Below are 14,192 nucleotides of genomic sequence, written 5' to 3'. Positions count from 1 at the left end.
GATGACTGCCGCTCCGGACTCCCGCGCCTGGCGGCGGTCGCCCGCCACGCCCGACCAGCGCCGGGCCGACGTCGCGACCGCCGCCGTGCTCTTCGGCGCCGCCGTGCTCTCGCTGGTGCTCGGCCGCGCGATCGGGCTGTTCACTGATCCCGCGTCGCCCGCGCTGAGCGCCGCAGTGCTCGCCGTCGTCATCCTCCCGCTCGCGTTCCGGCGGACGGCGCCCGTCGCGGTCCTCGCCGTCATCGGGGCCGCGTTCCTGCTGGTCGGCGAGCTGAAGGTGCCCGAGCTGACGATCAGCAACATCGCCCTGTTCATGGCGTTGTACAGCGTCGGCGCCTGGGAGCAGAACCGGACGCGGGCGGGCTGGGCGCGCGGCGTGCTGGTTGCCGTGATGGCGGTCTGGCTGCTGATCACCTTCTTCCGCGCGAGCACCCAGGACCTCGACTTCGAGGGTGCCGGGATCGGCGCGCTCACCCCGATCGCGGCCTACATGCTCCAGCAGATCCTGATCAACGTCCTCTACTTCGCCGGCGCCTGGTGGTTCGGCGACCACGCCTGGGCCTCGGCCCGCCAGCGCGCCCTCACCGACCTGCGCACCCGCCAGCTCGAGGAGGAGCAGTCCACCGTCGCCCGCCAGGCGATCACCATCGAGCGGCTTCGGATCGCGCGCGAGCTGCACGACGCGGTCGCCCACCACGTCTCGCTGATGGGGGTCCAGGCCGGAGCGGCGCGGATGCTCGTCGACGCCGACCCCGCGAAGGCGCACGAGCAGCTCCAGGCGCTGGAGGGCACGTCCCGCGCGGCGGTCGGCGAGCTCTACCAGCTGCTCGGCACCCTGCGCGACGAGGAGTCCGCGCTCGACCCGGTCACGGCCTCGCTCGATCTGGACGCGCTGCCGGCGCTGGTCGCGGACGCCGAGGTCTCGGGTCTGCGGGTTTCGCTGGAGGTGGTCGGCGAGCCCGTCGAGCTGCCCGCGCTGGTGGGGCTGAACCTCTACCGCATCGCCCAGGAGTCGCTCACCAACGTCCTCAAGCACGCCGGTCCCGGCACCCGGGCGCGTGTCCACCTGCGCTACGAAGGCGAGTCGGTGGAGCTCGAGATCGCCGACGACGGCCTCGGGCGCCCCGGCCCGCGCCGGCAGAGCGGGGGGCTCGGCCTGCTCGGGATGCGCGAGCGCGCGGCGACGCTCGACGGGACTCTCGAGGCGGGGGCGCGCACGGGCTCCGGCTGGGTCGTCCGCGTCGCCGTGCCGCTGGCGGTCCGGGCATGAGCGAGGGAGCGAGCACGAGCGGTATCCGCGTCGTCCTCGTCGACGACCACGCGCTGATGCGGCAGGGCATCCGCACGATCCTCTCGCTGCAGGCCGGCATCGAGGTCGCCGGCGAGGCGTCCAGCGGCGAGGAGGCCGTCGAGGTCGTGGCGCGCACCCGGCCCGACGTCGTCTGCATGGACGTGGAGATGCCCGGGATCGGCGGTCTCGAGGCGACCCGGCGGATCCTCGCGCAGCCCGGAGCGACGGTCCAGGTGCTCGTGCTGACCACCTTCGAGCGCGAGGACTACCTGCTGGCGGCGCTCGAGGCGGGCGCCAGCGGCTTCCTGCTCAAGAACTCGCCGCCGGAGCGCCTCGTCGCCGGCGTCCGTGCGATCGCGGCGGGCGACGCCCTGCTCGCGCCCGAGCTGACCCGCGCGGTGATCGAGCGCGCCGTCGCCCGCGAGCGGGACCGTGCTCCGCTCGCCGCCCCCGGCACCGCGCCCGAGAACCTGACCGCCCGCGAGACCGAGGTGCTCCGCCTGCTCGCGCAGGGCCTCTCCAACGACGAGATCGCCGAGCTGCTGGTCGTCGGCCGCGCGACGGTCAAGACCCACGTGTCGAACGTGCTCACCAAGCTGTCGCTCCGCGACCGCGTCCAGGCCGTCGCCTTCGCCTACCGCTCCGGCCTGGTCGACCCGCGGCGTCCGTCGGAGGCTCCTCCGTCCTGAGACGGAACGGCCGTTCACCCCCGCGCCGGAGGTGCCGGAGACGCGCCCTCCCTAGCGTGGAGGGGTCAGTCGGATCCGAGGAGGTCGCATGCTCAGCGTGCAGAACATCAGTCGCAGCTTCGGTGCCCATCGCGCCGTCGACGACGTCAGCTTCGATGTCGGGCGGGGCCGGCTCACCGGGTTCGTCGGCGGCAACGGCGCCGGGAAGACCACGACCATGCGGATGATCCTCGGCGTCCTCCGGCCGGACTCCGGCGAGGTGACCCTGGACGGCGCGCCGGTCGGCCAGGCCGCGCTGCACGGCTTCGGCTACATGCCCGAGGAGCGCGGCCTCTACCCGAAGATGGAGATCGGCGAGCAGCTCGCGTACCTGGCCCGGCTGCACGGCATCGACAAGGCCACCGCCGTCCGGCGGGCGGACGATCTGCTCGAGCGCCTCGGGCTGATCGAGCGCCGCCGCGACAAGCTCGAGGCGCTCTCGCTCGGCAACCAGCAGCGCGTGCAGGTGGCGGCCGCCCTCGTGCACGACCCGGACGTCCTGATCATGGACGAGCCGTTCTCCGGGCTCGACCCGCTGGCCGTCGACGACGTCGTCACGGTCATCGCCGAGCACGCCGCCCGGGGCATCCCGGTGCTCTTCTCCTCGCACCAGCTGGACGTGGTCGAGCGGCTCTGCGACGACCTGGTGATCATCGCCGGCGGCCAGGTGAAGGCCGCGGGCGAGCGCGAGGCGCTGCGCGAGCAGTACTCCGGCGACCGCTGGTCGCTCGAGACGGACGGCGACGCGGGCTGGGTCCGCGGCGTCCCCGGCGTCGAGGTCGCGGAGCTGGCCGGCACGTCGGTGCTCTTCCACGCGGACCGGGCGGCGGCCGACGCCGTGCTGCGGGCCGCCGTCGAGCGCGGCACCGTGGCGTCGTTCCGGCCCGTCCGGCCGACCCTCGGGGAGATCTTCCGGGACATCGTGGTGAGCGCGCCCGCGGGCGCCGAGAAGAAGACGGAGGCGGTCCGATGACGACGAGCAGCACGAGGAGGGCGACCGGTGCCGGTACCGGTGACCCGGACGGCCGGCTGAGCACCTGGGGCGCGACGCTCCTGGTCGCCGAGCGCGAGATCCTCTCCCAGATCCGGTCGAAGGCGTTCCTGGTCTCGACGGTCATCACGCTCGTGCTGGTCATCGGCGGCATCGTGCTCGGCAACGTGCTGAGCAGCCGCGCCGCCGACGCGACCCCCGTCGCGGTCGTCGGCTCCGCGGCGTCCTCGCTGGCCGCCACCGACCCCCTCGACGTCACCGAGGTCGGGAGTGTCGCGGAGGCGGAGGAGCTGGTGCGCGCCGGCGACGTCGACGCCGCGCTCGTCCCGAGCGACGACGCGATCGGCTTTTCGGTGCTCGCCCTCGACGAGGCGCCGGAGGGCCTGGTCTCGGCGCTGTCCGTCAGCCCCGCCGTCGAGCTGCTCGAGCCTTCGCCGACGCCGTCGGGCCTGCGGACGCTGATCGGACTGGCGTTCGGGCTGGTGTTCATGCTCGCCGTGCTGGGCTCGGGCGCGACCATCATGCAGAACACGGTGCAGGAGAAGCAGTCGCGCATCGTCGAGATCCTGCTCGCCGCGGTGCCCGCCCGGGCGCTGCTGGCCGGCAAGATCCTCGGCAACTCGGTGATCGGCGTCGGCACGGCCGCCGCGATCGCCGCCGCGTCGGCCCTCGGCCTCGCCGTCACGGGGCAGACCGAGCTGCTCGACCTGCTCTCGGCGCCGCTGATCTGGTTCGTGGTGTTCTTCGTCTTCGGCTTCGTCCTGGTCGCGAGCGTCTTCGCGGCCGGCGCCGCGCTCGTCTCCCGCCAGGAGGACACCGGCTCGGTGATGACCCCGGCGATGATGCTCGTGATGGTGCCCTACTTCGGCGTCGTCATCTTCGGCGACAACCCGCTGGTGATGACGATCCTGTCCTACGTGCCCTTCAGCGCCCCCGTCGCGATGCCGGTGCGGCTCTTCTTCGGCGAGGCGGAGTGGTGGGAGCCGCTGGTCTCGCTCGGCCTCCTCGTCGTCGCCACCGCGGCCGTGATGGCCGTCGCCAGCCGCATCTACACCAACTCGCTGCTGCGGATGGGCTCCCGCGTCCGCCTCCGCGACGCCCTGACCGCGAGCTGACCCCGCCAGATCGACTGCATCGTGCCACCGATGGGGCGGTGCCGACCGCGGTGCCCGAGACTTCGGACTTCCAGCGGATGATCGGTTCTCGGCTCCCGCCTGACACGGGCACCGGCGCGATCAGGAAGAGACGATGCCGGACGCTCGACGGGACGATGCACGCTTCGAGGAGAGGGACGGCGCCGAGCGAGGGGTGACGCGCCGGACCGCCGTGGCGGCGGTCGCGTGGACCACTCCGGTGGTCTCGGCCGCCGTGGCGGCGCCGGGCGCGGCCGCCTCCGCACCGGCCCCGGTCGACCAGGGACCGTACGTCGGGCTCTTCCTCATCCCCTGGCGTGCGGGCGAGTTCCGGATCGATCTGCGGGTGGCGCGGAGCGGCGCAGCCGGAGCCCCCGTCGTGCTCGCCGACGAGGCGAGGGTGGACATCGCGTCGGAGCACGACATCGAGAGCTGGTCCGGCGGGGTCGTCGTCGACGGCCCGCGCGCCGGGCACCTCCTGATCCCGGCCGGCGCCTACCCCTCCGGGGGGACTTACACCGGCAAGGACGGAGTGACCCTCCAGGTCGCGAGGATCGTGGGAAGCGGGTACACCAACTTCACCAGGGAACCCCGGGGACGGTTCTCCGTGACGGCGACCGTGACGCGAGGTCGCGTCCACCCGGGCACCGACCCGAAGGCGCAGACCGCGCTCGGCTTCGGGACCCAGACCGTCGGCCTGGTGAACTGAGCGGACGACCTCTCCCCCGCCCGTTGCTCGACCCCGCGCGTCGACGCCCCGGCGCCAGGTTCACCGCATCGCGCCAGCGATTCGGCGGATCCGGACAGGTGACCGAGCATTGCGGCATCCGTCCGGTTTCGGCGAGCCGAGGGCGCGCGGCACGACGGGTCGCGAGGAGCCGTGCGACCGGAGGGAGATCTCATGTCCGGCAGTCGTTCGGACGGTCCGGGAGTCACCCGCCGCGCCGCGATCGCGATGGCCTGCACGGCGCCCGTCCTCGCCGCGGCGGTCGGCGCCCCCGGGTCCGCCGCAACCGCTCCGCGACCCCTCGAGGCCGGACCGTACGTCGGTCTCTTCCTGGACTCCCTGTCCGCGGGGAACTTCGTCGTCGAGCTCCGGGCAGCGCGCAGCGTGGTGTCCGGAGCACCGGTCGAGCTGCTCAGCGACGCCCGGATGGACGTGACCGCCGAGCACGACGTCGAGCACTGGTCGGAGTGGCTGGTCGTCGACCGCCCGCGCTCCGCCCACCTCGTGGTCCCGGCCGGGCGCTATCGGAGCCACGGCAGCTACACGGACCGGGACGGGCGGGTGATGCAGGTGGCGTCCCTCGGCCCGGGACGGATGTACTGCGCGCTGACGCCGGTTCCCCCGGGCGGGTTCCGTGTCACGGCGACCGTGACCCGAGGCCCGGTCTCCCCCGAGACGACGGGCGAGGCCCCCGCGTTCCTCGGCCTCCCGACCCGGACGATCCTCGTCGACGTCTGAGAGCGGCGCCAGGGTCTCGATACGCCCCTGCGGGGCTACTCGACCAGCATGGGGAGCGGCTGCATCGCACTCGGGCCGCCCCGATCCATGCTGATCTGTCATCCATGGTGATCGAGTAGTCCGCGCAGCGGGCGTATCGAGATCCACCCTGCCGACAACGGTGGCTCTCGATACGCCCCTGCGGGGCTACTCGACCAGCATGGAGCTCACACGCCCCTGGAGGGCTGCTCGACCAGCAGGCAGCGCGCGCTACCAGCCCTCGGGGCCCGCGCTTCCGGCCTCGTACTCGTCGAGCGGGGTGCCGCCCTCGGCCCAGTGCGAGACCACCGGCGTGATGATCCGCCAGCACTGCTCGGCGACGGCGCCCGGCACCGACAGCAGGGTGTCGCCCTGGAGGATGCCGGCGAGCACCTGCGCGTAGGGGTCGAGGGTGGCGGCGCCGGGCTGCGCCTGGAGCGTCGTGCGCTCGAGGTCGGTCAGGTCGTCGGCGCTGTTCACCAGCAGGTCGAGGCTGACGTCGCCGCCCTTGAGCGACATCCGCAGGACCGTGCCCGCGCCGTCGTCGGCGCCGACCAGGCCGCGCGGCGGGGTCGCGGCGCGGAAGTGCACGGCGACTTCGTGGCGCGGGTCCCCGATCGCCTTGCCGGAGCGCAGCACGAACGGCACGCCGGCCCAGCGGGGCGTGTCGACCTGGAGCAGCAGCTGCGCGAGCGTCTCGGTGCCGGCTTCCGGATCGACGTCGGGCTCGTCGACGTAGGAGGGGAAGAACCGGCCGTCGACCCGGCCCTCGGTGTAGCGGGCGCGGCGCGCGGTGGCGGGGTCGTCGCGCCAGAGGCGGACGGCGCCGAGCGCCTCGGCCATCCGCTCGTGGACGTCCTCGGGTGAGACCTCCTCGGGGCGCTCCATCGTCGTGAGCGCGAGCACCATCAGCAGGTGGCTCTGCAGCATGTCGCGCAGGGCGCCGGTGCCGTCGTAGAAGGCGGCGCGCCCCTCGATCCCGAGCGTCTCGTCGTAGACGATCTCGATCTTCTCGATCTGCTCGGCGCTCCAGCTCGCCTCGAGCAGCCGGTTGCCGAAGCGCAGTCCGAGCATGCCCATGACGGTCGCGTTGCCGAGGAAGTGGTCGATGCGCCACAGGCGGTCCTCGGAGATCACGGGCGCGAAGGCGGCGTTGAGCGCGATCGCGTCGTCGAGGTCCTCGCCGAACGGCTTCTCAATCGCGACGACGAGGTCCTCCGGGAGGTCCAGCTTCGAGAGCGAGTCGGCGACCTTGTGGCCCATCGCCGGCGGCAGCGCGACGTAGAGCACGGGCGTCGTCGGGCAGGCGTCGAGCAGGGCCTTCAGCTGCTCCGGGTCGGAGGCGTCGGTGGCGACGAAGCGGGCGCGCGAGGCGAGGTCGTCGACGGTGTGCGCCGCGATCCCGGCGGCCTCGAGACTCCGGCGGACGAGCCCCTGCCACTCGTCGTCGGACTGCGGGGTGCGGGCGGCGCCGATCAGGGTCAGCTCGGAGTCGCGGGCGAGCTCGGCGACGCGGCCGAGACCCGGCAGGAGCAGCCGCTCGGTGAGATCGCCGCCCGCGCCGAGGATCGCGATGGTGCGGCGGGTGCTCTCGAGAGCGGTGGCCTCGGGGATGCCGATCGGGTCGGTCATGGTGTCTCCTCCTGTGCGTGGTGCGGGTCGGGGTGCTGGGCGTCGGGAGGCGTCGTCACGGCTCACGCCTCGGGGATCGTGCGCTCGAAGAGCGCCGGCCGCTCCACGTCGGGGTCGGGGCCGCTGCGGACGCCGGTGTCGAGGGCGTCGATCCGGGCGAGCTCGTCGTCGGAGAGCTCGAAGTCGAAGACGTCGATGTTCGCGGCGATACGCTCGGGGTTCGTCGACTTGGGGATCGCGGAGCGGCCCTGCTGCAGGTGCCAGCGGAGCATCACCTGCGCGGGGCTCTTGCCGTGCTCGGTCGCGATGGCGCCGATCGTCGCGTCGTCCATCACGCTGCGGCGCTCGTCGCCCCAGCCGGGGTAGAAGGTGATGCCGCCGATCGGCGACCAGGCCTGGGTGAGGATCCCGCGCTCGGCGTGCTCGCGGCGGAGGTCGGGCTGCGCGAAGTACGGGTGCAGCTCGACCTGGTTGACGGCGGGGATGACGTCGACCTCGGCGAGGAGGCGCGCCAGGTGCGCGGGCGTGAAGTTGCTGACGCCGATCGCGCGCACGCCGCCGTCGGCGAGGAGCTTCTCCAGCGCCCGGTAGGCGGCGACGGTGGTGTCGAAGCGGGACGGGACGGGCTGGTGCAGGATCAGCAGGTCGAGCTGCTCGACGCCGAGCTTGCCGGTCGCCTTCTCGAACGCGTGCAGGGTCTCGTCGTAGCCGTAGTCGGTGACCCAGACCTTCGTCTCGACGAACACCTCCGAGCGGTCCAGGCCCGAGCGGCGGAGGCCCTCGCCGACCTCGCGCTCGTTGCCGTACGCGGCGGCGGTGTCGATGTGGCGGTAGCCGGCCTCGAGGGCCGACTGCACGGCGGCGGTCGTGTCCTCGGGCGCGCTCTGGAAGACGCCGAGCCCGAGAGCGGGAAGGGTGACGCCGTTGTTGAGGGTGAGCTGCAGGGTCATGACTCCACGCTAGGACGCGATCGCCGCCGGAGGGAGGGTCCCGCCACCCCCTCGACGGGAGCGCCGGAGTGTGCGCTGATGGAGGCGGTGCTCGACGACGTCCCTCCGCTTCCGGAGCGGAGCGCGCAGCCCTCATCCGGAAAGGTCGGGTCCGCCGTGCCCCTCAGCGTTCTGTTCATCGGAGGAACGGGCATCATCAGCTCCGAGGGCGTCCGCCGCGCCCTCGCCGTCGGGCACGAGGTGACCGTGCTGAACCGCGGCCGGACCTCCATCCGCCCGCTGCCCGAGGGCGTCCGGACGCTGACCGCCGACGTCCGGGACCCGGCCTCCGTGCGCGAGGCCCTCGGCGCCGAGCGCTTCGACGCGGTGATCGAGTTCGCCGCCTTCACTCCGGAGCACGTGCAGCAGGACATCGACCTGTTCGCCGGCCGCACCGGCCAGTACGTCTTCATCAGCTCGGCCTCGGCCTACCAGAAGCCGCCGGCGCGCGTGCCGGTGACGGAGTCGACGCCGCTGCGGAACCCGTACTGGAGCTACTCGCAGGACAAGATCGCCTGCGAGGACCTGCTGGTCGGCGAGTACCGGCGCACCGGCTTCCCGGTGACGATCGTCCGCCCCTCGCACACCTACGACCGCACCGCGCTGCCGGTCGACGGCGGCTGGACCGTCATCGACCGGATGCGGCGCGGACTCGAGGTGGTCGTGCCCGGCGACGGCACCTCGCTCTGGACGATCACCCACAGCCGCGACGTCGCGGTCGGCCTGGTCGGGCTGCTCGGCGCGCCGGCGGCGATCGGCGAGGCGTTCCACATCACCGGCGACGAGACGCCCACCTGGGACCGCATCCACCACGACCTCGCGGCCGCCGCGGGCGCCGAGGCGCGGATCGTGCACGTGACCTCCGACGCGATCGCCGCGGCCGACCCGGAGCTGGGCGCGGGCATCGTCGGCGACAAGGCCCACTCGATGGTCTTCGACAACGCGAAGATCCGGAGCCTGGTGCCGGCGTTCGCGCCCTCGACCCGCTTCAGCGACGGCGCTCGCGAGATCGTCGAGTGGTACGACGCGGACCCGGCGCGGCGGACGGTGGACGAGCGGATGGATCGGCTCTTCGACGCGCTGATCGAGACCTACCGGCCGCGGGTGCTTTGATTGCGCGTCAGACCACCGCGATGTTGAGGTAGTCCTCGATCGGAGCGGCCGAGGTGCTCGTCAGTGAGACGAGGCAGCTGACGATGTAGCCCGACGCGTGGACGCTGAACTGCGGCGGGACCGGAGACTCGCCGTCTCGGAGGCCGGTCGCGTCCGACCAGGCGAGGACGACGACGCCCGGCGTGCGGGAGCCGAGCGGCTCCACGACGACCCAGGCGCCCTCCTCGAGGACGAAGTCGGACAGCACGACGTCGCTGTCGCCCGTGTCGAACGTGATCCGGGCGACGATGTCGCGCACGGGCTCGCTGTCCCGAGCGGCGTAGACGACCGGGGTGAACTGGCCCGCGTAGAGGTCCCCGCCGCCGTTCGAGAGCCCGCCGGAGACGATGCCGAGCGAGGCCGAGACCGCCGTCGAGGCGGCGGCGAGCGGAGCAGCGGAGGCGGCGAGGAGGACGGGGGCGCTCCACAGGGCGGCGGTCGTCGCGGTGCGGCGCGAGACGGGGCGGGGGCTGGTCATGGGGTCCTCTCGGGGCGTTCGACGGCGGCGGCGACCACCGAGGGTCACGCTAATGCTCGGCTTCGAGTCCGGTGCCGGATCCGCCCGAGTTGTCCCCCGCACGGGGTCACCGCACGCGCTCGCCACCGGGACCGGCAGGCGGAGAGTTCACTTGGCTATGCATCGCCGTTCACCCACGGGAGCGGGAATCAGGAGTGTGCTGGGTGAGCCCCTTCTCAGGGGCCCTCACCCCAAGGAGTCCCCGACGTGACACGACTGCCCCGCTCCGCGCACCGCGGACGCACCGCACTGGCCCTCACGGCCGTCGCCCTGGTCGGCGCCGCCGCCCTGGCCGCCCCCGGCGCGGCCACCGCCATCGGCGCCGCCGACCTCGCCGCCACCGGTGGCGCCGCCCGCATCTCCCCCGTCGACGCCGACCTCTCCGACTCGCTGCGCGCGGCGGTGAAGGAGCAGGGCGCGAAGAACGTCATCCTCCTGATCGGCGACGGCATGGGCGACTCCGAGATCACGGTCGCCCGCAACTACGCCTACGGCGCCGCCGGCCGCTTCCCCGGTATCGACGCCCTGCCGATCACCGGCCAGTACACGACGTACTCGCTCTACCGCGCCGACGACCCCGCGACCGGTGCCGTCAAGGGCGCCCCGGACTACGTGCCCGACTCCGCCGCGACCGGCAGCGCCTGGGCGACCGGCACCAAGACCTACGACAACGCGATCTCGGTCGACATCGACCAGGAGCGCAAGGACACCCTCCTCGAGATCGCGAAGGCGAACGGCCTGAAGACCGGCAACGTCACCACAGCCGAGATCCAGGACGCGACTCCGGCCGTGCAGGCCGCGCACGTCGACGCGCGCAGCTGCTACGGACCCGATAGCGCCAGCTGCGGGAACGACGCGCTCGAGAACGGCGGACTCGGCTCGATCAGCGAGCAGATCCTCGACACCCGCGCCGACCTCACCCTCGGCGGCGGCTCCGCCACGTTCGCGCAGACCGCGAAGGCGGGCGACTGGGCCGGGCAGACCCTGTTCCAGCAGGCCGACGAGCGCGGCTACCAGGTGCTCGGCGACGCGACGACGGCCGCCACCGCGGACCAGCTCGACGCGCTGACCGTCGCCGACCAGGACGCGCCGGTGCTCGGCCTGTTCAACTCCGGCAACCTGCCCGTGCGCTACGCGCCGACCCCCGCGACCGTCGGCGGCGCCGACGCCGCGCCGCAGACCTGCGTCGCGAACCCCGCGCGTCCCGCCGACCAGCCCACCCTGCGCGCGATGACCGAGAAGGCGATCGACCTGCTCGACACCGGCGACGAGGGATTCTTCCTCCAGGTCGAGGGCGCGAGCATCGACAAGCAGGACCACGCCGCGAACGCCTGCGGTCAGATCGGCGAGACCGTCGACCTCGACGAGGCCGTCCAGGCCGCGCTCGCGTTCGCCGAGGCGGACGGGAACACCCTCGTCATCGTCACCGCCGACCACGCGCACTCCAGCCAGATCGTCGACTCCACCCCGCCGACCTCGCTCAGCACCGCGCTGAAGACGGTCGACGGCAGCACGATGAAGGTGTCCTACGGCACGGCCGCCGAGGGCGGCTCGCAGCAGCACACCGGCACGCAGCTGCGCATCGCGGCCTACGGACCCGGCGCGGCCAACGTCGCCGGCCTCACCGACCAGACCGACACGTTCTTCACCATCTCGAACGCGCTCGGCCTCGACCGCGACATCCGGAACCTGAGCTTCGGCGCCACCGCCGAGCTCTCGGGCAGCACCTTCGCCCCCGGAGCCCGGATCACCCTGACGGCGGAGGGCTTCCAGGGCGACACGCAGCTCATCGGCTCCGCGCCGCTCTTCACCGAGCGCACGGCGACGCGCGACCTCAACGACGGCGCGCTGACCGCCACCGCGAAGGCCCCCACCACCCCCGGGGACTACAGCGTCACGGTCACCGGCGCGCAGTCGGGCAAGGCGATCACCCTCGCCTTCACCGTGAAGCGCTGATCCTCGGGCACTGATCCCCGGGCACTGATCGCAGAAGGGCCGTCCCCGCCGGGGCGGCCCTTCCGCCGTCCCCGGCCCGCCCTCCCCTGTCTCGGAGGCGCGGAGTGCTGGCCCCTCGACCCGCCACCGGCCTAGGTTGGAGGCACCTGCTCCGCCCGCACCGAGTTCCGATGGAGGAACCCCATGGCCACGATCCGCAGTCTCCGACGGGCGGCGCTCGCGCTGGTCGCCGTCGCCTCCCTCGGAGTGGCGGGCGCCGCACCGGCCGCCGCGCTCGACTGGCCCTTCCCCGGCGTCCCGAGCCGCGGTCTCCCCACGGCGCAGGAGCTCCGCGACGCGCTCGGCGGTCCGGTCGTCTCGCCGTCGACGTCGGTCGGCTCCGGCGGCGCGGTCTCCTCGGTCGACGCGCTCGCGAGCCGGGTCGGCCTCGAGGTGCTCAAGCGCGGCGGCAACGCGGCCGACGCCGCCGTCGCGACGGCCTCGGCCCTCGGCGTCACCGAGCCCTACAGCGCCGGGATCGGCGGCGGCGGCTACTTCGTCTACTTCGATGCGAAGACCGGCGAGGTGAGCACCATCGACGGCCGCGAGACGGCGCCGGCCGGCATCACTCCGGACGCCTTCCTCGACCCGGCGACCGGTGCGCCGTACCCGTTCACCCCGCAGCTCGTCTCGTCCGGAGTCGCGGTCGGCGTCCCCGGCACGGTCGCGACCTGGGACGCCGCGGTTGATCGCTTCGGCACCCTCCCGCTCCCGGTCGTGCTGGCCCCGTCGATCGTGCTCGCGGCCAAGGGCTTCCCGGTGGACGAGACCTTCCGCAGCCAGACGCTCGACAACCTCGAGCGCTTCCAGCAGTTCCCCGACACCGCGGAGCTGTTCCTCCCCGGTGGCGACGCCCCGGCGGTCGGCAGCACCTTCCGCAACCCGGACCTCGCGAAGACCCTCGCCCGGATCGCCGCCCGCGGGCCGAGCGCGTTCTACGACGGACCGCTCGCGGCCGAGATCGCCGACACGGTGCAGAACCCGCGCCTCGCGGAGGGCTCGACCCTCCCCGCCCCGGCCGGCTCGATGACCGAGGACGACCTCGCCGGCTACTCGGTGGCCGAGCAGGCGCCGACCCACACCTCCTACCGCGGGCTCGACGTCTACGGCATGGCGCCCTCCTCCTCGGGCGGGATCGCGATCGGCGAGGCGCTGAACATCCTCGAGAACCACGACCTCGCCGCCGCGGACACCGGCAGCGCCCTGCACCTCTACCTCGAGGCGTCGGCCCGCGCCTTCGCCGACCGCGGCGCGTACGTCGGCGATCCGGCCTTCGTCGACGTGCCGACCGAGACGCTGCTCAGCCAGGAGTTCGCGGACTCCCGCGACTGCACCATCGACCCGGCGGCCGCCTCCACACGGCCGGTCTCCCCGGGCGCGCTCGACGGCGTCGGCTGCGCGACCGCGCTCACCGCTGAGCAGCCGGACACCGAGAACGTCTCGACCACGCACCTCTCCGTCGTCGACAAGTGGGGCAACGCGGCGTCCTACACGCTGACGATCGAGCAGACCGGCGGCTCGGCGATGACCGTCCCCGGCCGCGGCTTCCTCCTCAACAACGAGCTGACCGACTTCTCCGCGACGCCCGTGGAGGGCGACCCGAACCGGATCGAGCCCGGCAAGCGCCCGCGCTCCTCGATGTCGCCGACGATCGTGCTCGAGGACGGGGCGGTGAAGTTCGTCGTCGGCTCGCCGGGCGGAGCGACGATCATCACGACCGTGCTGCAGACGCTCGTGAACCGCATCGACCTCGGCATGACGCTGCCGGAGGCGGTGGCCGCGCCCCGGGCATCGCAGCGCAACACCGCGTCCACCTCCGCCGAGCCCGGCTTCATCGAGGCCTACGCCGACGACCTCGCGCCCTTCGGCCAGCAGCTGACGCCCTCGGGCGACACCTTCACCTCGGCCGCGCAGATCGGCGCGGTGGCCGCCATCGAGGTCGACCCCTCCGGCCTGATGACCGCCGTCGCCGAGCCCGTCCGCCGCGGCGGCGGCGTCGGCCTCGTCGTCACCCCGGAGAAGTGATGCGGCGCGGAGCAGACCGCCGTCCTCGGGGCAGCTGGGCTCTCGATGGGCCCCTGCGGGGCTGCTCGACCAGCGTGTGGAGACGCAGGTGTCACTCGCGCGCATCATGCTGATCGAGTAGCCCTCGCAGAGGGCGCATCGAGATCCACCGTCACCCGACGACCGGGTCTCGATACGCGCTGCGCGCTACTCGACCAGCAAGGGGCGGACCGCCCGCGCGTTCCTGCTGGCGTCGCGCCCGAGGTCGCGCACAGGC

At 73.2% G+C, this 14,192-nt stretch carries 12 protein-coding genes; 9 read left to right on the top strand and 3 right to left on the bottom strand.

Features of this window, described 5'->3' with window-relative positions:
* Position 1 precedes the first annotated feature (1 nt).
* From MT355_RS09010 to MT355_RS08985, 6 genes are all read left to right on the top strand, one after another.
* Entirely contained in the window at positions 2-1,270 is a 1,269-nt protein-coding gene (locus tag MT355_RS09010; protein ID WP_243599246.1) for a sensor histidine kinase, read from the top strand.
* Complete coding sequence (locus MT355_RS09005; RefSeq protein WP_243599245.1) at positions 1,267-1,980, top strand: response regulator transcription factor; 714 nt, start codon at positions 1,267-1,269, stop codon at positions 1,978-1,980. The genes MT355_RS09010 and MT355_RS09005 overlap by 4 nt, the downstream gene beginning before the upstream one ends.
* A gap of 88 nt (positions 1,981-2,068) precedes the next feature.
* Positions 2,069-2,992: an ABC transporter ATP-binding protein gene (locus MT355_RS09000; protein WP_243599244.1), complete on the top strand. Its 924-nt coding sequence runs from the start codon at positions 2,069-2,071 to the stop codon at positions 2,990-2,992.
* A complete protein-coding gene (locus MT355_RS08995; protein WP_243599243.1) occupies positions 2,989-4,125 on the top strand; it encodes an ABC transporter permease in 1,137 nt (378 codons plus the stop codon). Before MT355_RS09000 ends, MT355_RS08995 begins: the two co-directional genes overlap by 4 nt.
* Before the next feature lie 193 nt (positions 4,126-4,318).
* Positions 4,319-4,852, top strand: coding sequence for a hypothetical protein (locus MT355_RS08990; protein ID WP_243599242.1), 534 nt, complete (start codon positions 4,319-4,321; stop codon positions 4,850-4,852).
* Between the two features lie 192 nt (positions 4,853-5,044).
* Positions 5,045-5,608 carry a hypothetical protein gene (locus MT355_RS08985; protein WP_243599241.1) on the top strand — a complete coding sequence of 188 codons (564 nt, stop codon included), beginning with the start codon at positions 5,045-5,047 and terminating at the stop codon, positions 5,606-5,608.
* A 249-nt stretch (positions 5,609-5,857) separates the two neighbouring features.
* On the opposite strand, the gene MT355_RS08980 is transcribed toward MT355_RS08985, so the two are convergent.
* Both MT355_RS08980 and MT355_RS08975 read right to left on the bottom strand, forming a co-directional pair.
* Positions 5,858-7,258, bottom strand: coding sequence for a glucose-6-phosphate dehydrogenase (locus MT355_RS08980; protein ID WP_243599240.1), 1,401 nt, complete (start codon positions 7,256-7,258; stop codon positions 5,858-5,860).
* Between the two features lie 62 nt (positions 7,259-7,320).
* Positions 7,321-8,208 (bottom strand): aldo/keto reductase, encoded by an 888-nt coding sequence (locus MT355_RS08975; RefSeq protein WP_243599239.1) that lies wholly within the window; start codon positions 8,206-8,208, stop codon positions 7,321-7,323.
* 156 nt (positions 8,209-8,364) lie between these two features.
* Here MT355_RS08975 and MT355_RS08970 point away from each other — a divergent pair, with 156 nt between their 5' ends.
* Positions 8,365-9,360, top strand: a complete 996-nt coding sequence (locus tag MT355_RS08970) for an NAD-dependent epimerase/dehydratase family protein (protein ID WP_243599238.1) — start codon at positions 8,365-8,367, stop codon at positions 9,358-9,360.
* Positions 9,361-9,367: 7 nt separating this feature from the next.
* Here the strand turns inward: MT355_RS08970 and MT355_RS08965 are convergent, their stop codons facing one another.
* On the bottom strand, positions 9,368-9,877 hold the full coding sequence (locus MT355_RS08965; RefSeq protein ID WP_243599237.1) for a hypothetical protein: 510 nt from the start codon (positions 9,875-9,877) through the stop codon (positions 9,368-9,370).
* 246 nt (positions 9,878-10,123) lie between these two features.
* Here MT355_RS08965 and phoA point away from each other — a divergent pair, with 246 nt between their 5' ends.
* Complete coding sequence (gene phoA, locus MT355_RS08960; RefSeq protein ID WP_243599236.1) at positions 10,124-11,872, top strand: alkaline phosphatase; 1,749 nt, start codon at positions 10,124-10,126, stop codon at positions 11,870-11,872.
* 183 nt (positions 11,873-12,055) lie between these two features.
* Positions 12,056-13,936 (top strand): gamma-glutamyltransferase, encoded by a 1,881-nt coding sequence (ggt, locus tag MT355_RS08955; protein WP_243599235.1) that lies wholly within the window; start codon positions 12,056-12,058, stop codon positions 13,934-13,936.
* Positions 13,937-14,192: the final 256 nt, after the last annotated feature.

Source organism: Rathayibacter sp. VKM Ac-2929 (assembly GCF_022815495.1).
In the GTDB taxonomy this organism is placed as follows: Bacteria; Actinomycetota; Actinomycetes; order Actinomycetales; family Microbacteriaceae; genus Rathayibacter; species Rathayibacter festucae.
The sequence above is the reverse complement of the archived record's forward strand: the minus strand, read 5'-3'. Positions and strand labels throughout refer to the sequence as shown.

Excerpts from the sequence above, each read along its gene's own strand:
- MT355_RS08965 (WP_243599237.1), bottom strand. The coding sequence starts at position 9,877 with ATGACCAGCCCCCGCCCCGTCTCGCGCCGCACCGCGACGACCGCCGCC.
- ggt (WP_243599235.1), top strand. The coding sequence starts at position 12,056 with ATGGCCACGATCCGCAGTCTCCGACGGGCGGCGCTCGCGCTGGTCGCC.
- MT355_RS08985 (WP_243599241.1), top strand. The coding sequence starts at position 5,045 with ATGTCCGGCAGTCGTTCGGACGGTCCGGGAGTCACCCGCCGCGCCGCG.
- MT355_RS09000 (WP_243599244.1), top strand. The coding sequence starts at position 2,069 with ATGCTCAGCGTGCAGAACATCAGTCGCAGCTTCGGTGCCCATCGCGCC.
- MT355_RS08975 (WP_243599239.1), bottom strand. The coding sequence starts at position 8,208 with ATGACCCTGCAGCTCACCCTCAACAACGGCGTCACCCTTCCCGCTCTC.
- MT355_RS08980 (WP_243599240.1), bottom strand. The coding sequence starts at position 7,258 with ATGACCGACCCGATCGGCATCCCCGAGGCCACCGCTCTCGAGAGCACC.
- MT355_RS08995 (WP_243599243.1), top strand. The coding sequence starts at position 2,989 with ATGACGACGAGCAGCACGAGGAGGGCGACCGGTGCCGGTACCGGTGAC.
- MT355_RS09010 (WP_243599246.1), top strand. The coding sequence starts at position 2 with ATGACTGCCGCTCCGGACTCCCGCGCCTGGCGGCGGTCGCCCGCCACG.
- MT355_RS09005 (WP_243599245.1), top strand. The coding sequence starts at position 1,267 with ATGAGCGAGGGAGCGAGCACGAGCGGTATCCGCGTCGTCCTCGTCGAC.